Raw genomic sequence first — 24,458 nt, 5'->3', positions numbered from 1 at the left:
TTGTTTTTGTCTCCTGCATTTTTAATGGATGCCGTCGAGATAAGAAGGCAATATCCGCTGCATTATCTGGACTTTTCGAGGGTCCGGACCAGAGAGGACGACATGGCCACACCTGCCACAGCAGCGATACCGGTGTTCAAACTCTATGGGGAAACCGCGGCCTGGCCGACCCCCGATCTGATCCACTGTGAGTCGATCCCCGAGCGCAGCAGGATTCACGAATGGGAGATCAAGCCGCATCGGCATGGCGATCTGGTCCAGCTGCTTTACGTGCAGTCGGGCAAGGCGATGCTCAAGGTCGAGGACCGGGTCAGCGAGGTCGAGATGCCTTCGTTGCAGGTCGTGCCCGCACTGAGCGTGCACACCTTCAGGTTTTCCAGAGATATTCAGGGCCATATTCTCAGCCTGGCCAGACCCTTGGTGGAGCAACTCGAGGCTGCGCTCGACGTCTCTGCCCTCAGCGCTGCCCGCTGCTATGCGCTTGGGGCGGACAGCGATTATGTGGACACGCTGTTCAATGCCATTGCCAATGAATACCGGCAGCCCAGAGCGGGCCGCGATCTGATGCTGCACTCGCTGGTCAGTGTGCTGGCGGTGTGGCTCAGTCGGCGCAGCAGTGAAGGTGCTGGCGAAGAGACTCACGCCATGGACCGCGGCCGCGAGCATTTGCAGGTGTTCATGCATCAACTGGAAGCGAGTTTTCGCGAGCACTGGTCGATTGACCAGCATGCCCAAGCGATGGGCATCAGCGCCGCGCATTTGAACGCTCTGTGTCGGCGGCTGTGCAACCAGTCGGCCTTGCAGATCATCAGTGAGCGCTTGCTGCTGGAGGCCAAGCGCAACCTGATCTACACCACCCTGACCATCAATCAGGTGTCAGACAGCCTGGGCTTTTCCGAGCCGGCGTATTTTTCGCGTTTCTTCAAGCGCGCTACCGGGCAATCACCCAAGGCATTTCGCCGGCAGCAATAGAAACGGGGTGCTCAAGAGCACCCCGTTGGCTTGTCGCAGGTCGCTGTGCGGTCAGGTCACGACCTGGTAGCACGGCACGTACGCCGCGCCGCCTGGCAGCTTCATGCGGTGCTGATCGACGAAGGCCTGCAACAGCTTGTCCAGCGGGCCCATGATCGATGGGTCGCCGTGGATCTGATAAGGACCGTGCTGTTCGATCAGGCGAATGCCCTTGTCCTTGACGTTGCCGGCGACGATGCCGGAAAACGCCCGGCGCAGATTGGCGGCCAGTTCGTGAGTCGGCACATCGTGGTTCAGTTGCAGTCTGGACATGTTCTCGTGGGTCGGATCGAAAGGGTGCTGGAAGCTTTCCTCGATCTTTAGCAGCCAATTGAAGTGAAACGCGTCATTACGCTCGCGGCGGAACCGCTTCACTTCCTTAAGGCCCTGAGTCATCTGCCGGGCAACGTCTGCCGGGTTGTCGATGATGATCTGGTAGTGGCGCTGCGCCTCTTCACCCAACGTGGCACCGACAAATGCGTGCAGTTGCTGCAGGTACGGCTCGGTGTTTTTCGGGCCGGTCAGGATCACCGGGAACGGCACGTCCTTGTTGTCCGGGTGCATCAGAATGCCCAGCAGATACAGGAACTCTTCGGCAGTGCCTGCGCCACCGGGGAAAATGATGATGCCGTGACCGACGCGGACGAACGCTTCGAGGCGTTTTTCGATGTCCGGCAGGATCACCAACTCATTGACGATCGGGTTGGGCGCTTCGGCAGCGATGATACCCGGCTCGGTCAGGCCCAGGTAGCGACCGCCGACGATACGCTGCTTGGCGTGCGCGATGGTCGCGCCTTTCATCGGGCCTTTCATCACGCCGGGGCCGCAGCCGGTGCAGATATCCAGGCTGCGCAGGCCCAGTTCGTGGCCGACTTTCTTGGTGTATTTGTATTCTTCGGTATTGATCGAATGGCCGCCCCAGCACACCACCATCTTCGGCTCGACACCGGCACGCAGGGTACGAGCGTTGCGCAGCAGGTGGAACACGTAGTCGGTTATGCCCTGGGAATTGCTCAGGTCGATGCGCTGGCTGTCCAGCTCGCTTTCGGTATAGACGATGTCGCGCAAGGCGCTGAACAGCATTTCGCGGGTGCTGGCGATCATCTCGCCGTCGACGAAGGCATCGGCCGGAGCGTTGAGCAGCTCCAGGCGAACGCCGCGGTCCTGTTGATGGATGCGGACTTCAAAACTCTCGTACGCTTCAAGAATGGTCTTGGCGTTATCGACGTGGGCGCCAGTATTGAGAATGGCCAGGGCGCACTGGCGAAACAGGGTATAGGTGCTGCCTGAACCGGCCGCGCTGAGCTGCTGCACTTCACGTTGGGACAGGGTTTCAAGGCTGCCTTTCGGGCTTACGGTGGCGTTAATCACTTGTCTTGGGATCATTCTATTTTCCATTAGAGCGATGCAGTCGAGCATCAGGATGGTGAATATCGAGAACATTCACCCCTGTGGAGCCTTTTCTACAGCACTTGGCCGGGAAAGCAAACGCCGGACCGCAGACGTCCCCTGTTTGAGCCGTTGTGCGTCATCGCAGGATTGAATCGGCAGGTGAATTCTTTTGAAAGCAGGCACTTGCTTCGCATGACCGTGCGGCTGAATTTTGACGCGGACAACGGGCAATAGTGAACCTGACCCCGTTAACGGAGTCTGTTAGCTGATGGACTTTCTGGACGGCCTGCACGAAAGGGATCATCAGGTGCTTTTTCAGCACGCCTGATAGGCAGACATTCCGTCCGGGCAGGAGTTGCAAAACCGTTGATCACTTGCCGCTCCCATCCTTAGCCGGCCCGTTAAACGAGGCTTTATTTTCATTTCAGATAAAGATAATTATCGCCATGTCTCGTCATTTTTCCGCACTTCTTTCCCGAGCCCCTGGCCTGTTCGTCGTTTCGCGTCGCTTGCTCGGCGCAGGCCTGGTTGGCGCTGCATTGACCGTTGTCGTGCCTGGCAGCGCACAGGCCGCAGGCAGCGATCGCTGGGTCAGCGACAGTCTTACGACTTATGTACGCAGCGGACCAACCGATGATCACCGGATTGTGGGAACGCTGAAATCCGGGCAGAAGGTCGAACTGCTCAGCGCTTCGGGCAAGTTCAGCCAGGTGCGCGGCGAAGGCGGTTCCACGGTGTGGATTCCGAGCAGCGACTTGCAGGAAGTCCCTGGCCAGGCCGAGCGTGTCCCACAACTGACTCAGCAGGTCGCCGATCTGACCGAGCAGCTGGCGGGCATCGACAACACCTGGAAGACTCGCGTGCAGGGCATGCAGGAAACGCTGGACGCGCGCAAGAAACTGGTCGATGAGCTGGAGGCGCGCACCAAGACCCTCAACGATCAGCTGGCCGACTCTCAGGCTGAATTGCGTGCGACTCAGGCACGACTTGGCGATGAGAACAAGCAAGTGATGATGCGTTACATGGTCTACGGCGGCAGCATTGCCGGTGCCGGCTTGCTGGTCGGCCTGATCCTTCCGGCGCTGACCAAGGGCCGTAAGAAGAACGACGGCTGGGTGTAAACCACCTTGATCACCTCACATGCCAGCGTCCCGCGCTGGCATGTTGTCCGCCACGCTGTGCGTTTTATCGAGTGCGCAGCCGATGTGTGACGGACCTCTCCGAAAATGCCTTTCCCCTGCCGCAATCACGATCCAGCCCACACTCTTTATGCCTGCCTGGCACAGGGTTCGTGCGCGAAGTTGATGTTCGTTCTACAGTTTCTGCGTGGATGGTCGAAAAACTGAGTGTCGCCCTCAACCTCGTGCGCTGACGCATAGGAGGAGGGGACCGGCAAGTTGTGTTGTGGCTCTTTGCCATCAGTTATTATATGCGTCCTGAAAAATGGGCTGCCGAGTCGGGCCTGAATGATTTTCATGCCGCGGGTCTCATATTTTCACCCTCTCCTGTGCAGGAATCCGGATGCTGGCGTACAACCAAAAAAGCTTTCTTATCGTTGATGATTTCTCTGACTTTCGCAGTTCAGTGAGATCGATGCTGCGTGAGTTGGGCGTCAAGGAAGTGGACACCGCCGACACCGGCGAGCAGGCTCTGCGCATGTGCTCGCAAAAGCGTTATGACTTCGTGCTGCACGATTTCAACCTGGGTGATGGTCGCAAGAACGGTCAGCAAGTGCTGGAAGACCTGATGATCGAGCGGCTGCTGAGTTACGAAAGCGTATTCATCATGGTCACTGCCGAAAACAGTCAGGCGATGGTCATGAGTGCGCTTGAGTGGGAGCCGGATGGTTACCTGACCAAGCCGTTCAACCGCGCCGGGCTGGCCCAGCGCCTGGAAAAGCTGGTGCAGCGCAAGACCTTGCTCAAGCCGATTCTGCAGGCCCTCGACCGTCGCAAACCGGCCGAAGTACTGGCCGCGTGCGACAAGCTGATCGAGCAGGACCCACGTTATGCGCCGTTGTGCCTGCGCTACAAGGCCGATGCCCTGCGTGACCTGAAGCAGAACGAGCCCCTGGAAGCGTTCCTCAAGACCATTCTGGCCGATCGGGCCACGCCGTGGGCCTACGGTGCATTGGGCAGCCTGCTGCTCAAGCGCGGCAAGACCGCCGAGGCGCAGGCTGTCTACGAACAGGCAATCAAGGCATTTCCGACCATGCCTGCGCTGTTCGATGGCCTGGCTGATGTGCTGGTCGCGCTTGGCGATGGCAAGCGCGCGCAGTCCGTGCTGGAAAGCGCAGTGCGCCTGTCGCCGCTGGCGGTGCGTCGGCAGAAGCTGCTGGGCAAGCTGGCATTGGGCAACGAGGACTTCGAAAGCGCTTCCAAGGCATATCGCCAGGCCGTCTCCCAAGGTCAGCATTCGCGTTTCAAGGATCCGGAAACCAACCTGGGGTTGGCGCATGCGCTGATCAGCAAAGGCGGTGATCAGGGGCTCGATGCGCGCACCCGTGTCGAGATCAACAACGCCCTGGTCGATGTGGCCAAGGAGCATGGCGACGACGAGGGTCTGCAAGTGCGCACCCGCTTGATGAAAGCGGCCAGCCTGCAGCATTCGGACCCGGAAACCGCAGCCAAGCTGACCGAGCAGGCAATGGCCAGACTGGATGGCATGGAGCAGGTGCTCAGTGCCGATGCCGCACTGATGGTGGCTGCGCAACTGAAGAAGCTTGGTCAGGAAGAGGCCGGTGCCGGCGTCTTGAAGAGTTGTGCGGGAGCCTATGGCGATGATCCTGCGGTGATGAAAAGCATTGCCAGCATGACCGATGATCCGGCGATTCTGGGTGCCAGCAAGGCGGCTGTCGATTTCAACCTGCAAGGCGTGCGCAGCTACAAGGCCGGCAATCTTACGGAAGCACAGGCATTTTTCCGCAGTGCGCTGGGGCTGCAGCCAAAGAACATCAGTATTGCGCTGAACATGGTGCAGTCGCTGCTTCACCCTGGCCAGAATCTGGGCCAGGCCGGAATTGACGAGTGCCGTGCCAGCCTGACCATGCTTGGCAAGATCCCGGAAAGCGATCCACGCTATGAGCGCTACCAGAAACTCAGGGAGAGGGCATTCAGCGCATGAGTGAGGAGACAGAGCAGGGCCTCGACTTTTCCATGGTGATCGCCTCCACGGTGCACGACATGAAGAACTCGCTGGCGACGCTGATCCAGGCACACAGCCAGTGGCAGGCGAAGCTTTCGGTCCAGCAGCGCGATACGCCGGAGCATGGCGTCATCAATTACGAGTTCGCCAACCTCAACGGGATGCTCGTGCAGTTGCTCGGTCTTTACAAGCTGGGTGTCAACCAGATGCCGTTGCGTCCGGACTACCACGAACTGGACGATTTCATCGAAGCGCAACTGGCCCATCATCAGGACGTGCTGGCCAGCCGCGGGATTGCCGCGCGTCATGCGATCGATGTGGTTAGCCCCCTGGGCTTTTTCGACCGCGAACTGATCGGCTCGGTGGTGGGCAATATCATCGTCAACGCCATCGGCTTTGCCCGCGAGCAGATTGTTGTCAGTGTCGGTGATGAAGGCGGGCAGCTGAAGATCACCATCAATGACGATGGCCCCGGCTACCCGGCGTATCTGATCGAACGCCAGACCGACTATGTGCAGGGCATCAACCAGGGCAGCGGCAGTACCGGCCTGGGCTTGTATTTCGCTGCGCACATTGCCCGGCTGCATGTACGCAACGGCATGCGCGGGCGCATTGAAATCGCCAACGGCGGCGTGCTGGGCGGGGCGATGTTCAGTATGACCCTGCCCTGAGAGGCGGCAGCCTTTCCAAGAGCACCCCGCAACGCCTTGTCAGGATTGCGGGGCGTATTCGGCGCTTAGATATTCAGCCCGAAGTTCTGTTTGATGCTGTTCAGGCTGTCCATCAGGTCCTGATCAGATGCCAACGGATGTCTGACCGGTTCGCAGCCGTGCTTGAGCGTGAAGTGCTCGATGGCCGCAAGAGCATTTTGCCGATGCAGGGTATCGGACGAGATCGTTGAGCCCTCGAGCGTCCAGGGCTCGTCCCCCAGATACAGCTGCGAATTATCGATGTCGGCAAAAAACCAGAACGGCGGGTGCATGTTCTGGTTGATGATGGCCAGGGTGTGATCGACGTGTTCGAAGGCGTTGTGATACGTCTCGTCCATCAGGCCGGCCGCTTCCAGGCTCCGTCTGGAATAGTAGGAAAACGCACCGACGCAATGGCGGTACAAGGGCAGATTGATGCCGTTGCCGTAGTCAATCTTGTACACCGCATTGGCCTCGCCGGACGGCGTCTTGTTCATCAGGCCATGCTGGCTGTAATTGAGGTGCTGAATACCGGTCAGTGTCGAAGTCAGAATATAAAGCTCGAAGACTTCCGGGCTTTTTATGTAGATGTCGTCTTCGATCAGGAACAGATGCTCGCACCCGGCATCCATCAGTCGCGACAAGGCTCTGTTCTTGGATTTTCCAACGCCGAGGTTGGTTTCATTATTGAAGAAAACCTCGCTGTCATACGCGGAAAACTCCGGATACACATCGCCGTCATTGATGATGACAACGCAGTCGATGATCTCGGCAGGCAGGGAATCGTAAAGTTTTTTCAGCAGCGCAGGACGGTTGTAGGTGACGATTCCGCAGCCAACCTTTTGACCATTGATCATGGTGATCCTCTGTTCTCTTGGGCGTGAGCGTGTTTGTTTGTTGATTGGCGTCGCAGCGTGGCGAGTGGTTCAGGCCTGCGCTGACGTAAATCGACGTATGTACGCGGTGGATTGCAATATTTGCGCCAATTGCGGGCACGCCAAAGGCCTGGAGCGGTGCCGGTTAAAGTTTTAGCGGACACCGCCGAAATCGATGAAAGACTGTATTCGATATCACGATGAGCGGTGGGTGGGTGATGCTGTTAGCTAAAAAGTACTGCCAGGGGCATGGTATAGAGTTGGGCGCAGCGGCTCACAATGCGTTCAATCTTGCCAATTGCCTGAACGTTGCGCCGTGCAACGGTGTGGATTTTTTGCACCCTCGCGACATGGAAGACTATCAGCAGTACTTCGTCGAGCAGATGAAAGTGTCGGGCGACGTTTCGAAGGTCGACATGCTGGGCGATTTTCAGTGCATCCATACGGCCGACTCGTCAGTTGACTATCTGATCAGTTCGCACGTCATCGAGCACGTCCCCAACCTGCTCTCTGCCTACGTCGAATCCTTCAGAGTGCTGAAGAACGGCGGGGTATTCTTCTGCATCTTTCCCAAGCGCACCGCAGCCAAGACTGATCGGGCCCGTCGTTTGACGACGCTGGCGCAGATGATCGAGGACTATGAAAACAAGGTCGACATGACCACCGTCACTGAAGGCGAGTGGCGCGGTCACTATCAGGTCTTTTCCCTGCAAAGCATGCTCCGCGCAGTCAATTATGTTAACTCGTCAGGCCTGGGTTGCTGGTACATCGAGTGCGTCGAAGAAACCGATTCGAAAGTAGGCAACGGCCACACCGTCGTGCTCCGCAAAGTGGAGGGCTTGTCTGCGGAAAAGTGGCAGGACGTCGGCGACTTCAATACCCAGTTCAATCAGTTGTTGATGGCGGGCAAGCTCGAGAACGCGCTGACGCTGACCAAAATCATGCTGTCATTCAATTTTTTCGATGCCACCAGGCTGCACCTTGCCGGCGCTCTGAGTCGTCAGTTGGGCAATGTGGCCGAAGGCGTCGAATTCCTGCGTCAGGCCCTTGTGGTCGACCCGGAAAACGAAGACTACCGAAAGGAGTTCATCGAAGTGACCGGGACGCCTTTCCATAACCCGGTTCTCTGACGCGGCAGGCCGACAGCCTGAAGCGCGGTGCTTGAAGATTGCAGTCTGAAGGTTGAAGCTTGGCGTTTGCTGCTCAACTAAAAGGACTGACCCATGACAGGCAATGACCCCCATTCGCAGAAAGAAATGCTGATGGGCATTGATGAAGTGGAGTGTGTAACCCCGGATTTGAACGGTGTACCGCGCGGCAAGGTAATGACCGCTGAAGGTTTTCTCGAGGGCCGCCGTTTGCAGCTGGCGCGCGGTGTGTTGCTGCAATGCATCATGGGCGGCTATCCGCCGGCGCGCTTCTACGGCAGTGACGACGGCGATCTGGCGCTGATCAGTGATCCACAGCAGCTCCACCGTCTGCCCTGGAGCACATCGCCGCGCGCCTTGGCGATCTGTGATGCGCAGGACCTCAATGGTCAGCCCTGCATGCTCTCCACCCGTAATCAGCTCAAGGCAGTTATCGCCCGTTACGCTGCGCAGGGCCTGGTGCCGGTGGTGGCCACTGAACTCGAGTTTTTTGTCTTTGCGCCCAATCCCGAGCCGCTTCATTCATTCGTGCCGCCGACCGGGCTGGACGGACGACGCGAACAGGGGCATTCGGCATTCAGCGTCAGTTCCAACAACGGCTTGCGGCCTTTTTTCGCCGAGGTATACGCCTGCATGTCGGCGTTGGGCCTGCCGCGTGACACGGTGATGCACGAGATGGGCGTCAGTCAGTTCGAGATCAACCTGCTGCATGGCGATCCGCTGCTGCTGGCCGATCAGACGTTTCTGTTCAAGCACCTGCTCAAGGAGGTGGCGCTCAAACACGGGTTCATCGTGGTGTGCATGGCCAAACCGCTCGCCCATACAGCGGGCAGTTCGATGCATATTCATCAGAGCGTGGTGACAGCAGAGACCGCAACGAACATCTTCAGTGATGCGCAGGGTGAGCCGACCGACACGTTTCGTCATTTCATTGCTGGCCAGCAAGCCTGCATGGCGGACTTCACCGCGCTGTTCGCGCCCAATGTGAATTCCTACCAGCGCCTGTGCCATCCGTATGCCTCGCCCAACAACGCCTGCTGGTCCTACGACAATCGCGCTGCCGGATTACGTATACCGTCGAGTGCAGCGGCGGCCAGAAGGGTGGAGAATCGTCTGCCGGGCGCTGATGCCAATCCCTATCTGGCCATTGCCGCAAGTCTGGCGGCCGGGCTGCATGGCATCGAGCAACGGCTGGAACCGACGCCGCCGCTGCAGGGCGAACTCGAGGTGCCGGAAGAATTGTTATTGCCGTGTACCTTGCACGCTGCTCTGGAGCGTCTGAAAAGCAGTCAGTTGGCCAAGGAACTGTTTGGTCATGAATTCATCGAAGGCTACATCGCGTCGAAGACCCTGGAACTGACCAGTTTTTTTGACGAGATAACCCCCTGGGAACGGCGCGTGCTGGCTGCTCAGGTTTAAGAATCGCAGTGTTGGGCTCGCCCAGTCGGGCGACTCCCTATTTTTGGAAAGTTGATGCGCCAAATCTGGAAGTCCTTTCGAGCGCTTTATTTTGCCTCGTTGATGATGTTGATCGGCTCGGGTCTGCTGAGCACTTATCTGGCCCTGCGCCTGGCGGCCGATCAGGTTGACAGCCTGTGGGTCGGTGCGTTGATGGCCGCCAACTATTTCGGTCTGGTGCTGGGCGGCAAGATCGGTCACCGCCTGATCGGCCGTGTCGGTCACATTCGCGCCTACGCCACCTGTGCCGGCATCGTCGGCGCGGCGGTACTCGGGCATGGCCTGATCAGCTGGTTGCCGGCCTGGCTAGTGCTGAGGGTCATCGTAGGTCTGGGCATGATGTGCCAATACATGGTCATCGAGAGCTGGCTGAACGAGCAGGCGGCCGCCAAACAGCGCGGCATGGTCTTCAGCGGTTACATGATTGCCTCCTACCTGGGGCTGGTGCTGGGTCAGCTGGTGCTGGTGGTTCACCCGCAACTGGGGCCTGAGCTGCTGATGCTGGTAGCGCTGTGTTTCGCACTGTGCCTGGTGCCGGTCGCCATGACCCGGGCGATTCACCCGGCACCCCTGCATCCGGCACCACTGGAGCCGCGCTTCTTCATGAAGCGTGTGCCGCAGTCGTTGACGGCGGTACTGGGCGCCGGCCTGATCATCGGCTCGTTCTATGGTCTGGCACCGGTCTACGCCGCTGAGCAGGGGCTGTCCACCGAGCAGGTCGGTCTGTTCATGGGCTGCTGCATTCTGGCCGGGTTTCTGGTGCAGTGGCCGTTGGGCCTGCTGTCCGACCGCTATGACCGTTCCGTACTGATGCGCATCTTTGCCGCCGCACTGGTGGTGGCGTCATTACCGCTGGCGGTGTTTCCCAGTGTGCCGGTCGAGGTGCTGTTCGGTGTCGGGTTTCTGGCTTCGCTGATGCAGTTCTGCCTTTATCCGCTGGCAGTGGCCTTCGCCAATGACCACGTCGAGGCCGAGCGCCGGGTATCGCTGACGGCCATGTTGCTCATGACCTACGGCATTGGCGCCAGTATCGGTCCGTTGGCCGCGGGTGTGGTGATGAAGCAGTTTGGCGGTCACATGCTCTATGCGTTCGTCTGTGGCGCGGGCGTGATTCTGGTACTGCTGATCAGGCCCAAGGCGGTCACTCACTTGCATCAGGTCGAAAACGCACCGCTGCACCACGTTGCGATGCCGGACAGTATGTCCAGTTCGCCACTGGTAGTTGCACTTGACCCGCGTGTCGATGAGCAGGTGGTTCAGGAACAGATGCAGGCAACCGTTGAGCCTGAGCCGGAGCCCGAGGCGGTGCCTGAATCGGAGGTTGAGGCAGAAAGCGAGGTTCTGGCGCAGACCGAGCCGGCTGCCGGAGCGGAACCAGCTGAAGCCGATGAGCATGAACGCGAGCGTGAAAGCGAGACCTGGAAGGCCTGAGGGGAGAGTGCAGGGTAGTGCATGATTGCGGCAGCATTGCCGCAATCGCCGAAGGATTCAGGTGAGTGTCAGAAGTCCTCGTCTTTGTCGAAGCGTCGTGCTTCGCGCTGTAATTGATAGACGAAGCGCTCGACCTGACGCTGCACCAGCCCACTCATGTTGTGGAAGCGGACGCCGGCAAAGGTGGTGTTGAATCGTTCTTCGAAATGCAGGTGGCGCAACTCGACAGGTGCTGTCATGGCGCCGAAAGGCAGCTTGGCGACGAAACGCTCGTATACCTGGCCCAACTGCATGCGATCGGACACGTCGCCCTCGAAGCGCAACTTGCAACCTGTGGCAGAAATGTCCAGCAGCTTGCCGGCCAGCGTGAACTTCAAGCGGTCACCGCCGATTTCTACATCGACCAGTTGTGCCAGCTTCAGCGCAGCCCGAAATGCGTTGCGCCGCTGGTGATAGACCACTTCCTCAGGCATCGGGCCACGGTACATGCGTTGACCGTCAGTGCTGAGGATGTCCATGTGCGCAGTACTTTCCCAGGCAATCCGCACGCCGTCATGAAAGCCTTCGACACGGAAGGATTCGCCGTTGCTCAGAAAGCGTTCGCCATCACGGGGGATCATCTCGTCGAGAGCCATGACGTTGTTGTCACGGTCGACTTCAAGCAGATAACTCTGAAAGCGCTGGGGACGCTCATGGAAGGTAATGATCAGAGGATCATGACTCTCGAGTAGCAGCCGCAGGTTTGCGGCGATTTCCAAAGGTGTATTGAGAACCTTCGGGGGCTGCGGAGCATCGTCCGCGCTTGAGCCATTCACGTTCTTGAATCTCCAGGCAAAATACTACGGCAACGCAACAGCAGGCATTCTGCCACTATGCACGAAACCTTGATACAGGAAGTTACGCCTGACTCAGGGGGCGTGGTTTTGCTCTAAGGGCAGTCGATCCGCGACTGTCATAGAGTGTAGGCGTATCGCCACCGTTCAGTATGCGAAGCTGGTGAGCGGTACTGACCTGTTGCAGCTGGATCAGACTACCATTGCGCTCGTTGAGCGTCTGGCATTCGTTGATCAGTGTATTCAGTTCGTCGGCGGCCAGCAGCAATTGCTCACCGATATCCGACTGGCTGGCCAGTTGCTGGAGACCACTGCGATTGGCTGGCAGGCCCATGCCCGCAAGCACCTGGCTACGCTTGCGGCCGTGCTGGTCGAGAAGAATGACCAGCGCCTGTTTCTGCGCCAGCACCTGCTCCATCTCGCCCATGTCGCGGCCGTGAAGAATCAATGATTCGGCCTGCAACAACTCAAGAAGCTGTCGGGCTGAAACCATGTCGTCAGTGATCATCTGCAGCAAAGTAGTGTCGTGCATCGCATGCTCTGGTTTTTAAGCGTCCAGAATATCCAGCGCCAGCCTTGGCTTAGCGTTGGGTTTCGAAATTCAACAGTTTGCTGGCGACACGGTTGCTGTCCACTGTGTAACTACCGTCGGCGATGGCCTGTTTGAGCTCGGCAACGCGAGCACTGTTGACGGTTGGCAGATCGGTCAGCTTGTCCGTGATTTTCTGCAACTGTTGAGCCTCACTGCTCAAGGAAAAAGTTTCCCCGGTGCTTTTGACACCTGCGGTGACGGCAGGGGCTGGGGCATCGGTTTTGGCGGTGTCTTTACTGGCGCTGGTACGTGAAGTACCGGCAACAGCCTGTGAGTTGTTAAGGCGACTGAAATCTATGACCATGATTGAAAAAACCTCTGGGTGTTTGGACGCTTGCCTTGTTTTCGGCCAACCCCTGTCAAACTTTAGGCTGATTGTGAGAAAGCTTCCCAATAGACGACATTTGCCGTCGGGCATTCCCCGCAGTCTAAAAAAAACACACCCTTCGCGCCACTATCAATGCACTACATAGCGACTTCCACCTGCCCTGGGCCGGTGACACTTGCTTTGATCACCCGCTGGGAATTGAGGTTTTTCACCCGTATCTGTTCGTTGAAGCCTCCATCGGACATTGCTTCGCCGGGCATGCGAACCGCCAGCGAGCCGCTGCGCGCGATGATCACCACCTGATCGCCCTTGTGAACCATTTGTGGCTGTTCAAGCGCCACCGGGGTAATGACCTGGTCGATGACCATTTGTCGGACAACCTTCTGACCGACTGCCTGATCCAGCGACGCCAGGAAACCCTGACCCAGACTGCTGACATCCCGCTCACGCATCGCGACGTCTTCTTCGGTGACGATCGCGTCACGCTTGAGCGGGCGCATCACGGTCACGACGTTGCGATACAGCAATACCTGAGCGGGCACAAACACCGTCCAGGGCGAAGAACCTTCGCAGCGCACGCGCACGGTAACCCGGCCAACCGGGCGCGGACTTTCCAGTGTGGCTGTCAAATCCTTGTCGCAGGCACCCATCCTTAAACGCGGGTCGAGCTGCTTGACCTGTATCTCATGACGCCCGTCAATCTGGTTGGTTGCCAAATAGTCTTCTACTGTGAACTCAAGAAACCCTTGGGTGACGCCGATAAGCTGTTCAGGCAGTGTGAAATTCTCGGCACGAGCGAGGGTCACCGTGCTGGAAAGGCACAGCAGAGCGATTGCGCACAGAAGCCTGCGGGTTTCTAATGCGAGGTGTCGAGAAATTGTCGTCTTTGCGTTCATGACGTAATAAATAGCAAAGCCCGTGCCGCTTGTTGATCTGGTGTCTGGGCGGCGGTCATTTTGTAAGGGGGTTCGGCATGGCAGGTGTAATGGATTCGGTAAACCAGCGAACTCAGCTGGTGGGTCAGAATCGCCTGGAGCTGCTCTTGTTCCGTCTCGACGGCAAGCAGCTCTATGGGATCAACGTCTTCAAAGTGAAAGAAGTACTGCAATGCCCGAAACTCACCATCATGCCCAAATCGAGCAAGATCGTTCGGGGCGTGGCCAATATTCGTGGCGGCACGATCCCGATCATGGATCTGGCAATGGCGACAGGATCCACAGGGATGATTTCGCTGGTTAACTCCTTCGTCATCATTACCGAGTACAACACCAAGGTTCAGGGCTTTCTGGTGCATTCTGTCGAACGCATCGTCAACATGAACTGGGAAGAGATTCATCCACCACCCAAGGGCACCGGGCGCGATCATTACCTGACCGCCGTCACCCGGGTTGATAACCAACTGGTGGAAATCATCGACGTCGAGAAAATTCTCGCCGAAGTCGCGCCAGTGTCCGAAGAAATCTCGGTCGGTGTCATTGACGCCGAGGTTCAGCACAAGGCTGTCTCTATGCGCGTGCTGACGGTCGATGACTCGTCGGTGGCCCGCAAGCAAGTGAGCCGCTGCCTGGAAACCGTCGGGGTGGAGGTCGTCGCGCTCAACGATGGTCGTCAGGCGCTGGACTACCTGCTCAATATGGTCGCAGAAGGCAAAAAGCCTGAAGAAGAGTTCCTGATGATGATCTCCGACATTGAAATGCCGGAGATGGATGGCTATACCCTTACCGCAGCAATACGTAATGATCCACGCATGCAGAAGATGCACATCACCTTGCATACCTCGTTGTCAGGGGTATTCAACCAGGCGATGGTCAAGAAAGTCGGCGCGGATGACTTTCTCGCGAAATTCCGGCCTGATGATCTGGCGGCCAGGGTCGTTGCGCGGATCAATGCAGCAGAATAACCAGCCGGGGGCGTCGTCCCCGGTGATTCACATGATTTGAGAGGCGGCACTTTGTCTACGGGTAATTTGGATTTTGATCAGTTCCGGGTATTTCTGGAAAAAGCCTGTGGCATTCTGCTTGGGGAAAACAAGCAGTACCTGGTGTCCAGCCGCCTCAACAAATTGATGGAGCAGCAAAGCATCAAGTCGCTTGGCGAGTTGGTCCAGCGTATTCAGACCCAGCCGCGCAGTGGTTTGCGCGAGCAGGTCGTCGATGCGATGACCACCAACGAAACCCTGTGGTTTCGCGACACCTATCCGTTCGAAGTGCTGAAGAACAAGGTGCTGCCCGAGCAGATCAAGGCCAGCCCTGGTCAGCGACTGCGCATCTGGTCGGCCGCCTGTTCGTCGGGTCAGGAACCGTATTCGCTGTCGATGTCCATCGACGAGTTCGAGCGTGCCAATCAGGGTCAACTCAAATCGGGCGTGCAGATCGTCGCAACCGATCTGTCGGGCTTGATGCTCAATAACTGCAAGACCGGCGAATACGACAGTCTGGCTATCGGCCGCGGCCTGTCGCCGGATCGTCTGCAGCGCTTTTTTGACGTTAAAAGCCCGGGCCGCTGGGTGGTCAAGGCGCCGATCAAGAGTCGTGTGGAGTTCCGCTCGTTCAACCTGCTCGACAGCTACGCCTCGCTGGGCAAATTCGACATCGTGTTCTGCCGTAACGTATTGATCTACTTCTCCGCTGAAGTGAAGAAAGACATCCTGCTGCGTATCCACGGTACGCTCAAGCCAGGCGGTTACCTGTTTCTGGGGGCTTCCGAAGCACTCAATGGTTTGCCGGATCACTACCAGATGGTTCAGTGCAGCCCCGGGATCATCTATAAGGCCAAGTGACGGTCTGTCAGTTACCTGCGATGAAAAAAGAGACCTTCGGGTCTCTTTTTTTGTGCGCGGCTGAAAACAGCTTTGATCGTCTGCCCATCGGTTCATGTTTGCGTACTGTTGCTCACCAGTTTTGCAAAAGCGTTGGCGGCGGCGCTCTGGTAGCCGTTTTTACGCCGCAGCAGCGCAACCGTCCGCCCGGGCAAGGCAGGGATCGTCTGAACTTCGCACAACCCAGGCTGCTCGCGAACGATGGCATCGGGAAGAATGGTCGCCATGCGGCCCTGGGCAACGACCTTGAGCAAAATGGCAATTGAGTTCGCCTCTAGGCCGACCGTCGGCTTGAAGTTCTGCGTATGGCACCGGGCATCCAGCAATTGGCGAGTGGCGAATCCGGGGGCGAGCAAGGCAAAGCGAAGCGTTTGCAGGTCCTCAAGTGTCAGCGCGGTCTGTTTTTCGGGGGCAGACTTGGCCATGACCAGGCACAGTTGTTCATCGAACAGAGGCTGGCTGTCTATCTCGACGGCATGACTGCCGGCAAAACCGATGGCCAGATCGAGCGCGTCACTGATCAATGCCTCGGTGATCCGCTCCAGAGGCAGCTCCGTGAGGATGATTGCCACGCCGGGATACAGCGCGCTGAAGCGGTCGATCAGCGGCGCTATCAGGTATTCACTGAAGGTGGGCGTGACGCCGAGACGCAAGTGTCCGCGTGACAGGTCGCTGACATCGTTGAGCGCACGCTTCCCGGCCTCCAGCTCAAGCAGGCAGCGACGCGCGTGGTCCAGATACACGCGGCCGGCATCGGTCGGCACGACGCTGCGGCGGGTGCGGTCGAACAGTTGCACACCCAGGCTGCTTTCCAGCTGCCTGATCTGTTGCGACAACGCCGGTTGCGAGACATGCAGGGCCTCGGCCGCCCGGGTGAAATTGCCATGGTCGGCGACTGCCAGCAAATAACGTATATGGCGTAACAGCACGGCATCACCATAAGGCAGGATTATGGCTATGATCATAAATCAGTCTTGGATCTTATGGTGATAGTTGCCGATGCTGTGATTGACGTGAATTCATTCCGGAGGGTTACCTATGCCGCACAGCAACATTTCCAGAGCGCCGCGCCAGAATCTGACTGAACGTGTGCTGCAGGCCAAGACCGCAAAGAACCTGACGTGGGCAGGGCTTGCAGAAGGTACGGGGTTGAGCGTGGTGTATGTCACGGCTGCATTGCTCGGTCAGCACCCATTGCCGGAAGCGGTGGCCGAGGTAGTCGCCGAGCGTCTCGGGCTGGACAGGGACGCGGTCGCCGAACTGCAAACCATCCCGTTGCGCGGCAATGTCGAAGACGTCTCCAGTGACCCGACGATCTATCGCTTCCACGAAATGGTTCAGGTCTATGGCACGACGCTGAAGGCATTGGTGCATGAGCAGTTCGGCGACGGCATCATCAGCGCAATCAACTTCAAGCTCGACATCAAGAAAGTCGACGATCCGGAAGGGGGCGAGCGAGCCGTGATCACCCTCGATGGAAAATTTCTGCCCTACAAACCGTTCTGAGGACGCTGGTATGAGTGATAAAGGAAGACCGCCATTTCCACCCTTTACCCTGGAGACGGCTGTCCAGAAAGTCCGTGGCGCCGAGGATGGCTGGAACTCTCGCGATGCGGCTAAAGTTGCGCTGGCCTACACCGAAGACACCTACTGGCGTAACCGCAGCGAGTTCATCAATGGTCGTGCAGAGGCTCAGGCCTTTCTGGAGCGCAAGTGGCGCAAGGAACTGGACTACCGGCTGATCAAGGAGCTCTGGGCATTCACGGATAACCGCATCGCGGTGCGCTATGCCTACGAATGGCATGACGACTCCGGCAACTGGTTCCGTTCGTATGGCAACGAAAACTGGGAGTTCGCTGCAAACGGCCTCATGCAACGGCGCTTTGCCTGCATCAACGATTTGCCGATCGCCGAGTCCGAGCGCAAATACCATTGGCCATTGGGGCGCCGACCGGATGATCACCCGGGTTTGAGTGAGCTGGGTCTCTGATTGAAAGCGTTGTCCGGGCGGAAATGATCGAAAACCGCCCGGACTTTCATTCGGTGGAGGGTGCGTCGGTAGCTGATGCACTGTCGCCAAATAAGCTTTGATCTCTAGCCATGCCTGCGAAAGGATTCTCTCTACCGCCGTTCACAAATTGAGTTGCTTTTTTCGCGCGTGCCAGCAGTTCGGGATCAGTCGTGTCAGGCACCTCGGCATCATTTTTAGCCTTGTTGACGTCGTAGCTTCGGCCAACCTGAGTCCTGCGCTTTGTTTGAGGTGGCAGAAGGGGCACGGGGGGTGTGTGAGGTGGCGGGGGGCGCCACGGCTTTCGCGGTGTTAATGACCGGGTTGTTGTGAGTGCCTATTGAGTCGACCAAGATGAAGCTCCTTTCCAATTCCCAATCCTTGTGCGCTTGAGTGTATCGGTCATCACCACAATCCTGTAGTGCAGATACGAGATTCGCCAACGCTGCCCCCATACTGGCAAAAAAACGGCACCCACCTTGCCGCTTTGCCCCTCCACAGCGGAAATGCCTTGCCGCTTTTCTGGCATTGCCGCCTCACCGCTGCCTACGGCCCCCGCAATCATTGGCTTTTACAACATGGCACGCCGATTGCTTTGTCAGTAGCAACAGAATCAGGTCAACCGGCAAAGGTTTCCCGAAATGAGCATCAGCTTCGATAAAGCGCTAGGCATACATGAAAAGGCTCTGAACTTCCGGGCTCAGCGTGCAGAGGTGTTGGCCAACAACATCTCCAACGCCGACACCCCGAACTTCAAGGCTCGCGATCTGGACTTCTCGTCGGTGCTGGCTGCCGAAAACGACAAGGTCCAGAACGGTCACTTCGCGCTGAACAAGACCAACAGCCGTCATATCGAAGCCGAGGGCATGGGCAATGACGACGGTACGCTGATGTATCGCACGCCGTCGCAGCCTTCGCTGGACCAGAACACCGTTGATTCCCAGGTCGAGCAGGCCAGCTACACCGAGAACGCCATGGGCTTCCAGGCCAGCTTCACATTGCTCAACAGCAAGTTCAAGGGGCTGGTTGCAGCCCTTCGCGGAGAATAACTCATGTCACTAGCCAATGTGTTCAACATTGCCGGTAGCGCCATGAGTGCCCAGACCACGCGTCTGAACACCACGGCCAGTAACATCGCCAACGCCGAGACCGTGTCTTCGAGCATGGACCAGACCTACCGCGCCCGTCACCCGGTGTTCGCCACCGTGATGCAGGGTCAGCAGTCCACAGGTGGTTCGTTGTTCCAGGACCAAGGCGAAGCCGGGCAGGGCGTTCAGGTCAACGGCATCATCGAAGACAGCTCGAACCTGGAAGCACGTTACGAGCCCAATCATCCTTCCGCTGACAAGGACGGGTATGTCTATTACCCCAACGTCAATGTCGTGGAAGAAATGGCCGACATGATTTCTGCCAGCCGGTCTTTCCAGACCAACGCAGAAATCATGAACACCGCTAAATCCATGATGCAGAAGGTTCTGACCCTCGGTCAGTGATAGAAGGCGAAAGTTATGGCCGTTGATAACACCTCAGCAACCAGCGTCTCATCGACATTCCTGAATACGCTGCAGAACCCGACACCGACCAAGACGGACTCTACCGGTACGTTGGGCAAGGATTCGTTTCTGCAACTGCTGGTCACGCAGATGAAGAACCAGAATCCTCTGGACCCGCAGGACAACACGCAGTTCGTGGCGCAACTGGCGCAGTTCAGCAGCCTTGAAAGCATGCAGAACCTGACGTCGACGGTGGATACGATCGCCAGCAGCTACAAGTCGTCGCAGGCCTTGCAGGCCTCGTCACTGGTCGGTCGCTCGGTGATCATTGATGCGAGCAGTACTTCGGTCGATACCACCAAAGGCCTGACCGGTTCGATCGTGGTGCCGGGCGAAAGCTCGCTGACGACCGTCAAGGTGTACGACGCGCAATCGAATCTGGTCGACAGTGTCGACCTGGGCACGCAAAAAGCCGGTACCACCAGCTTTGCCTGGGACGGTACGGACTCAAGCGGTACCCAGCTGCCATCGGGCACTTACAGCTTCAAGGCTGAAGGCTCGGTGGAAGGCAAGAACACGCAGTTTTCAACTTACCTGCCCGCCACGGTCAACAGTGTCACGCTGGGTGTCAATGGCGCAGAAACAACGCTTAACCTGGCCAGCGGCAGTGTCGCCCTGTCCAAAGTTCAAACTATCGGATTGTAGAGCCGCTACGGCGCAGGAGTGAAACATGTCTTTCAATATCGGCCTTAGTGGGCTCTATGCTGCAAACAAAAGTCTCGACGTTACCGGCAACAACATTGCCAACGTCGCGACAACCGGTTTCAAATCGTCACGTGCCGAGTTCGCTGATCAATATGCTCAGTCGATTCGCGGTACTTCCGGCAATACCAGCGTCGGCAGTGGCGTGACTACCGCTGCGGTTTCCCAGCAGTTCTCCCAGGGCAGTCTGACCACCGGAACAGCCAACAGTCTGGACCTTGCCATCAATGGCGACGGGTTCTTCATGCTCAGCAATAACGGTGAGAAGCTGTATACCCGTGCCGGTGCATTCCACACCGACAAGGAAGGCTATGTCGTCAACAGCAGCAACATGAAGCTGCAGGGTTACAACGTTGACGCCAATGGCTCAGTGGTGACTGGCGCGCTCAGCGATCTGCGTGTGAACGCGTCCAACCTGGAGCCCAAGGCGACGACCACAATCACCAACTCCGCCAACCTGAACTCGACAACCGCGCTGCCGACCGTTTCGACGTTCGATGCCACCGACACCAATAGCTACAACGTCAAGTACAGCACCCCGACTTATGACACTCAGGGTAATGCGCATACCCTGGATCAGTATTTCGTCAAGACCGGCACCAATACCTGGTCGATGTATTCCCTGATGGACGGGCGCAGCATTTCCGATCCGACGTCCACCACGCCGGACAAGAATAACCTGACATTCGACTCCTCGGGCAATCTGGTGACCACTGCCGGCGGCTCTGTTCCTACCGACAGCGCCAACATCAAGTTCAACGCTGACGGTACATTCGCCGTGACCAACTGGGTGCCTGGCGTGCAGGTCGGTACTGGCACGACAGCTACCTGGGCAGCCAACGGTGCGACGGGCGCTGCTTCGATCAAGCTGGACATGTCGAGCACTACCCAGACCGCTTCGGTATCCGGTCTGCTCAAACAGGATCAGAATGGCTACGCCACTGGCCAGCTTAGCGGCATGAACGTTGACTCGAGCGGCAACCTGTTCGCCACTTATACCAACGGCAAGTCGCAGGTGATCGGTCAGACTTCGCTGACCAGCTTCGCCAACGTGCAGGGTCTGGCGCAGGCCGGCGGCACCAACTGGCGTGAAACGTTCGCTTCCGGTGTACCGGTGAGCGGCGCACCACAGTCGGGTACGCTGGGTTACATCACCGGTCAGGCGCTGGAAGAGTCCAACGTCGACCTGACCATGGAACTGGTTAACCTGATCAAGGCGCAGAGCAACTATCAGGCTAACGCCAAGACCATTTCCACCCAAAGCACCATCATGCAGACCACTATTCAGATGACGTAATACGCGTTGTTTGATACGTGCTGAAAGAGCCCCTGTAAAAAGGGGCTTTTTTATGGTTGTCTGCAAAGTATTTTGTCATGTCTTTTTTAGTGCTGAAAGTTACGGATTACTCCCTCAGTCTACTTGGAAACTTCCTACGCACGATGGTGTGAGAATAAAACTCCTCTATGAATTGCCTTTATGGCAAGGGAGTTCTCATGTCATTCAATACAGCGATCAGCGGTATTCAGGCTGCCAATAAACGACTGGAAGTAGCGGGTAATAATATTGCCAACGTCGGCACCCTGGGGTTCAAGTCGTCTCGTGCGCAGTTTTCTGCTCTATATGCGTCCGCACAGTTGGGGGCCGGGCAGCACGCTGTCGGGGATGGCGTACGACTTGCTTCGGTGCAGCAGAATTTCAATCAGGGTGAAACCGTGATCAGTTCCGGCAATGCGTTGGATATGCGTATTCAGGGTAACGGTTTTTTTGTGGTCAGTGATCAGGGTTCACTGGCCTATACCCGGGCCGGCGCCTTTCTGAAGGATGCTGCCAACTTTGTCGTCGACAGCGATGGTGGGCGTTTGCAGGGTTATGCCGCAAACGACAAGGGCGAGATTGCCAGTGGTATCCGCACGGACTTGCAGATCGATACGTCCAACGTCGGTGCTCGGGCCACGACCCGGGTGGCCGAAACCATCAATCTGGATGCCTCGCTGCCGTCACTCGCCCGCTTGCCGACCTTTGACCCGGACAACCCCGCGACCTATACACGGGTTGCCACCCGGACCATCCAGGATGTGGGGATCACTCCGGTGCCCGCATCCGACCATGAACTGAAGCAGTATTTCGTCAAGACCGAGGCTGATCAGTGGTCGATGTATGTACTGGTGGACGGGCGCAACCCGGTGGATCCCGACAGCGTAGCGCCGTTGCAGGTAAGCCTTGAGCTGAAGCCTGACGGTTCCCTGTCGTACAGCGGCAATGATCAGCATCTGCGCAAGCTTTCGGACACCGAGTTTGCCTTGCAGGGTTGGGTGCCTGCCGCGCAGATCAATGGCGCCTGGGCGGCAAATGGCTCCCTGAACGGCGGGGCTGTTTCGTTGCCGTTGAGCGACGCCGGGGCCAGTCTGCTCGACCCGGGCGATACGGTCATGCATCGGCCGGTTCCGCACTTCAACCCCGCAGATCTGAACACCTATAGCAGGATGTTCGGTAACCAGATCTTTGACAGTCAGGGCAACATCCATGAGCTGAAACAATATTTCGTGAAGGACGGCACCAACAGCTGGCGCCTGCACGTACTGATCGACGATCGAAACCCGCAGAACTCCGGGTCCACCACGCCGCTGACGGCAAACATCGTCTTCGATTCCCATGGCGCCGTCGCGTCGTTGACCGGCAGTCCGGGCCTGAGCAGCAATGGCGATCAGCTGAAGCTCACGGGCTGGTCGCCTGTGAGGGCGGTTGATCCTGGCACCGGTCGCGAGCGCTGGATATCCAATGGGGCGGCTGGCAGCGCTGACGGCATCACCATCGACTTCACCCATCTGCTTCAGCACAACGCTGCCAGTTCGCGCTCCGCCGCATACGTGGATGGCCATTCGGCAGGGGAATTGAAAAGCCTCGACGTTGGCCGGGACGGCATTCTGCGTGCGGGGTTTACCAATGGCATGACTAAAGATATCGGTCAGGTGATGCTCGCCAGTTTCGCCAATCCGCATGGCTTGCAGCCGCGTAGCGATACACGCTGGACCGCCACTGCCGATTCCGGAGTGGCTGAATATGATGTGCCGGGCGTCGGTACGCTGGGCAGCATCGTCAGTGGCGCGCTGGAAGGTTCGAACGTCGTGCTGGCCGATGAGCTGATTGCGCTGATCCAGGCCCAGACGGCCTATCAAGCCAACTCCAAGGCGATATCCACCGAAGTGACGCTGATGCAGACGCTGATCCAGTCGACCTGATCAGATCGAGCAGTCGGCTTTGATGAAGTGGCCTTTCAAGCGTTTCCAGCCTGGGCCCGGGCTGGCCTGGGCGCAGACGATCCGGCTGTCGCCCTGCCATTTGTAATAGTGGGCGGGAGCGGCCTGAGAGAGCAGGGCAAAGGTCATCAGGCTCGCGCTCGCGATACCGATGATGCACGCACGAAAAGGCATGACGGTTCCCGGTCACGGTTGCGGTGTCGGCAAGATTATCACTGTCGATCCGGTTCTCGGCGCAGTTCGCTGAAGTTTTTTTGGCGGTGTTTCCTGTCTGGCAAGCGGCAGGCGGCAGTCCGCCGCCGCTATTGGTTGGCGCTCTTTCCTCAAGCCATCGGCGATCGCCAGTTTTTACTGGCTAATCAGGCATTTGTATCGAGCCTGACAAGTTGGTTCAAAAATTGCTTTAACCCTTTCAGAACAGCTACAGGCGGCAAGCGTCTGTCGGAGGAGGAAGACTGTGGACAAGTTGCTTTACGTCGCAATGAGCGGTGCATCCGAAAACGCGATCGCGCAAAAGGCTCATGCCAACAACCTGGCAAACGTCTCGACCAACGGTTTCATGCGTGACCTGGAACAGGCCCGCTCGATGCCGGTGTTTGGCGAGGTCATGCCATCGCGAGCCTACGCCATGAGCGAGCGTCCCGGGACCGACTTTTCCGCCGGTGCGATGGTGCAGACCGGTCGTGAGCTGGACATCGCCGTCAAGGGTGATGGCTGGATCGCAGTGCAGACCCCCGACGGCGGTGAAGCCTACACCCGCAGTTCCGGCATGAACATCGATGCCCTGGGCGTGTTGCGCGACGGCAGTGGTTTGCCGGTTATGGGCAACGGCGGTCCGATTGCCGTGCCGCCTCAGCAGCAGATCGAGATCGGCGCCGACGGCACGATCAGTATTCGTTCGCTGGGCGAGAGTCCTCAGGTGATGGCGCAGGTCGACCGCATCAAGCTGGTCAAGCCTGACCTGAAGACCATGGAGAAGGGCCCTGATGGCCTGATCCACACCAAGACCGGCCGGCCTGCCGATGCAGATGCCACCGTTCAGGTCGAGTCCGGCTTTCTGCAGGCGAGCAACGTCAATGCGGTCGAGGAAATGACCTCGGTACTGGCCTTGTCCCGTCAATTCGAATTGCACGTCAAGATGATGAAGACCGCCGAAGAAGACGATCAGTCTATGGCTCGCGTCTTGCAACTTGGCTAATCAATGACAGCTTGCGCCGA

General features: G+C 57.9%; 25 protein-coding genes. 17 read left to right on the top strand and 8 right to left on the bottom strand.

Annotation, left to right across the window (positions count from 1 at the left end; genetic code table 11):
• Positions 1 to 102 precede the first annotated feature (102 nt).
• A complete protein-coding gene (locus tag PI739_RS10530; protein ID WP_054081549.1) occupies positions 103 to 972 on the top strand; it encodes a helix-turn-helix domain-containing protein in 870 nt (289 codons plus the stop codon).
• Between the two features lie 51 nt (positions 973 to 1,023).
• Here the strand turns inward: PI739_RS10530 and ppnN are convergent, their stop codons facing one another.
• The gene (ppnN, locus tag PI739_RS10525; RefSeq protein ID WP_003436065.1) at positions 1,024 to 2,397 is read right to left on the bottom strand and encodes a nucleotide 5'-monophosphate nucleosidase PpnN; all 1,374 of its coding nucleotides are present in this window, start codon (positions 2,395 to 2,397) and stop codon (positions 1,024 to 1,026) included.
• 452 nt (positions 2,398 to 2,849) lie between these two features.
• Between ppnN and PI739_RS10520 the strand changes: the two genes are divergently transcribed.
• The 3 genes from PI739_RS10520 to PI739_RS10510 all read left to right on the top strand — a co-directional run bounded on the left by PI739_RS10520 (position 2,850) and on the right by PI739_RS10510 (position 6,218).
• Positions 2,850 to 3,524, top strand: a complete 675-nt coding sequence (locus PI739_RS10520) for a TIGR04211 family SH3 domain-containing protein (RefSeq protein WP_003436066.1) — start codon at positions 2,850 to 2,852, stop codon at positions 3,522 to 3,524.
• A gap of 400 nt (positions 3,525 to 3,924) precedes the next feature.
• A complete protein-coding gene (locus PI739_RS10515; protein ID WP_003370034.1) occupies positions 3,925 to 5,526 on the top strand; it encodes a tetratricopeptide repeat-containing response regulator in 1,602 nt (533 codons plus the stop codon).
• Positions 5,523 to 6,218, top strand: a complete 696-nt coding sequence (locus PI739_RS10510) for a sensor histidine kinase (protein ID WP_044309047.1) — start codon at positions 5,523 to 5,525, stop codon at positions 6,216 to 6,218. Before PI739_RS10515 ends, PI739_RS10510 begins: the two co-directional genes overlap by 4 nt.
• A 65-nt stretch (positions 6,219 to 6,283) precedes the next feature.
• On the opposite strand, the gene PI739_RS10505 is transcribed toward PI739_RS10510, so the two are convergent.
• Positions 6,284 to 7,093: a glycosyltransferase family 2 protein gene (locus tag PI739_RS10505; RefSeq protein ID WP_054081550.1), complete on the bottom strand. Its 810-nt coding sequence runs from the start codon at positions 7,091 to 7,093 to the stop codon at positions 6,284 to 6,286.
• A 236-nt stretch (positions 7,094 to 7,329) separates the two neighbouring features.
• On the opposite strand from PI739_RS10505, the gene PI739_RS10500 reads away from it, so the two are divergent.
• The 3 genes from PI739_RS10500 (at position 7,330) to PI739_RS10490 (ending at position 11,148) form a co-directional block, all read left to right on the top strand.
• The gene (locus tag PI739_RS10500) at positions 7,330 to 8,241 is read left to right on the top strand and encodes a methyltransferase domain-containing protein (RefSeq protein ID WP_032609902.1); all 912 of its coding nucleotides are present in this window, start codon (positions 7,330 to 7,332) and stop codon (positions 8,239 to 8,241) included.
• Positions 8,242 to 8,436: 195 nt separating this feature from the next.
• Positions 8,437 to 9,678 (top strand): glutamine synthetase family protein, encoded by a 1,242-nt coding sequence (locus tag PI739_RS10495; protein ID WP_161937179.1) that lies wholly within the window; start codon positions 8,437 to 8,439, stop codon positions 9,676 to 9,678.
• A gap of 54 nt (positions 9,679 to 9,732) precedes the next feature.
• Positions 9,733 to 11,148: an MFS transporter gene (locus PI739_RS10490; protein WP_054081552.1), complete on the top strand. Its 1,416-nt coding sequence runs from the start codon at positions 9,733 to 9,735 to the stop codon at positions 11,146 to 11,148.
• Between the two features lie 68 nt (positions 11,149 to 11,216).
• On the opposite strand, the gene PI739_RS10485 is transcribed toward PI739_RS10490, so the two are convergent.
• From PI739_RS10485 to flgA, 4 genes are all read right to left on the bottom strand, one after another.
• The gene (locus PI739_RS10485; RefSeq protein ID WP_003370048.1) at positions 11,217 to 11,963 is read right to left on the bottom strand and encodes a flagellar brake protein; all 747 of its coding nucleotides are present in this window, start codon (positions 11,961 to 11,963) and stop codon (positions 11,217 to 11,219) included.
• An 82-nt stretch (positions 11,964 to 12,045) separates the two neighbouring features.
• Entirely contained in the window at positions 12,046 to 12,513 is a 468-nt protein-coding gene (locus tag PI739_RS10480; RefSeq protein WP_003370050.1) for a flagella synthesis protein FlgN, read from the bottom strand.
• Between the two features lie 49 nt (positions 12,514 to 12,562).
• The gene (gene flgM, locus PI739_RS10475) at positions 12,563 to 12,877 is read right to left on the bottom strand and encodes a flagellar biosynthesis anti-sigma factor FlgM (protein WP_003370051.1); all 315 of its coding nucleotides are present in this window, start codon (positions 12,875 to 12,877) and stop codon (positions 12,563 to 12,565) included.
• Positions 12,878 to 13,038: 161 nt separating this feature from the next.
• On the bottom strand, positions 13,039 to 13,797 hold the full coding sequence (gene flgA, locus PI739_RS10470) for a flagellar basal body P-ring formation chaperone FlgA (protein ID WP_003417867.1): 759 nt from the start codon (positions 13,795 to 13,797) through the stop codon (positions 13,039 to 13,041).
• A gap of 77 nt (positions 13,798 to 13,874) precedes the next feature.
• Between flgA and PI739_RS10465 the strand changes: the two genes are divergently transcribed.
• Positions 13,875 to 14,801: a chemotaxis protein CheV gene (locus tag PI739_RS10465; RefSeq protein WP_003436070.1), complete on the top strand. Its 927-nt coding sequence runs from the start codon at positions 13,875 to 13,877 to the stop codon at positions 14,799 to 14,801.
• A 51-nt stretch (positions 14,802 to 14,852) separates the two neighbouring features.
• Positions 14,853 to 15,680: a protein-glutamate O-methyltransferase CheR gene (gene cheR / locus PI739_RS10460; RefSeq protein WP_003347319.1), complete on the top strand. Its 828-nt coding sequence runs from the start codon at positions 14,853 to 14,855 to the stop codon at positions 15,678 to 15,680.
• 92 nt (positions 15,681 to 15,772) lie between these two features.
• Here the strand turns inward: cheR and cynR are convergent, their stop codons facing one another.
• Positions 15,773 to 16,684: a transcriptional regulator CynR gene (gene cynR, locus PI739_RS10455; protein WP_054081553.1), complete on the bottom strand. Its 912-nt coding sequence runs from the start codon at positions 16,682 to 16,684 to the stop codon at positions 15,773 to 15,775.
• Between the two features lie 73 nt (positions 16,685 to 16,757).
• Between cynR and cynS the strand changes: the two genes are divergently transcribed.
• The 7 genes from cynS to PI739_RS10420 all read left to right on the top strand — a co-directional run bounded on the left by cynS (position 16,758) and on the right by PI739_RS10420 (position 23,222).
• The gene (gene cynS, locus PI739_RS10450; protein WP_054081554.1) at positions 16,758 to 17,225 is read left to right on the top strand and encodes a cyanase; all 468 of its coding nucleotides are present in this window, start codon (positions 16,758 to 16,760) and stop codon (positions 17,223 to 17,225) included.
• Between the two features lie 10 nt (positions 17,226 to 17,235).
• Complete coding sequence (locus PI739_RS10445) at positions 17,236 to 17,709, top strand: nuclear transport factor 2 family protein (RefSeq protein ID WP_003370064.1); 474 nt, start codon at positions 17,236 to 17,238, stop codon at positions 17,707 to 17,709.
• Positions 17,710 to 18,368: 659 nt separating this feature from the next.
• Positions 18,369 to 18,776, top strand: a complete 408-nt coding sequence (gene flgB, locus PI739_RS10440; protein WP_003370068.1) for a flagellar basal body rod protein FlgB — start codon at positions 18,369 to 18,371, stop codon at positions 18,774 to 18,776.
• Between the two features lie 3 nt (positions 18,777 to 18,779).
• Entirely contained in the window at positions 18,780 to 19,220 is a 441-nt protein-coding gene (gene flgC / locus PI739_RS10435; RefSeq protein WP_002554316.1) for a flagellar basal body rod protein FlgC, read from the top strand.
• Between the two features lie 15 nt (positions 19,221 to 19,235).
• On the top strand, positions 19,236 to 19,925 hold the full coding sequence (flgD, locus tag PI739_RS10430; protein WP_003370069.1) for a flagellar hook assembly protein FlgD: 690 nt from the start codon (positions 19,236 to 19,238) through the stop codon (positions 19,923 to 19,925).
• Positions 19,926 to 19,950: 25 nt separating this feature from the next.
• Complete coding sequence (gene flgE, locus PI739_RS10425; RefSeq protein ID WP_003436076.1) at positions 19,951 to 21,279, top strand: flagellar hook protein FlgE; 1,329 nt, start codon at positions 19,951 to 19,953, stop codon at positions 21,277 to 21,279.
• A gap of 197 nt (positions 21,280 to 21,476) precedes the next feature.
• A complete protein-coding gene (locus PI739_RS10420; RefSeq protein WP_271351804.1) occupies positions 21,477 to 23,222 on the top strand; it encodes a flagellar hook protein FlgE in 1,746 nt (581 codons plus the stop codon).
• On the opposite strand, the gene PI739_RS10415 is transcribed toward PI739_RS10420, so the two are convergent.
• Positions 23,223 to 23,414 carry a hypothetical protein gene (locus tag PI739_RS10415; RefSeq protein WP_032609907.1) on the bottom strand — a complete coding sequence of 64 codons (192 nt, stop codon included), beginning with the start codon at positions 23,412 to 23,414 and terminating at the stop codon, positions 23,223 to 23,225.
• A gap of 283 nt (positions 23,415 to 23,697) precedes the next feature.
• Here PI739_RS10415 and PI739_RS10410 point away from each other — a divergent pair, with 283 nt between their 5' ends.
• Positions 23,698 to 24,438 carry a flagellar basal body rod protein FlgF gene (locus PI739_RS10410; protein ID WP_003370079.1) on the top strand — a complete coding sequence of 247 codons (741 nt, stop codon included), beginning with the start codon at positions 23,698 to 23,700 and terminating at the stop codon, positions 24,436 to 24,438.
• Positions 24,439 to 24,458 lie beyond the last annotated feature (20 nt).

The organism is Pseudomonas cerasi (genome assembly GCF_027983475.1).
GTDB lineage: Bacteria > Pseudomonadota > Gammaproteobacteria > Pseudomonadales > Pseudomonadaceae > Aquipseudomonas > Aquipseudomonas cerasi.
Note: the sequence above shows the minus strand (reverse complement) of the source record. Positions and strands in the feature narration are given on the sequence as shown.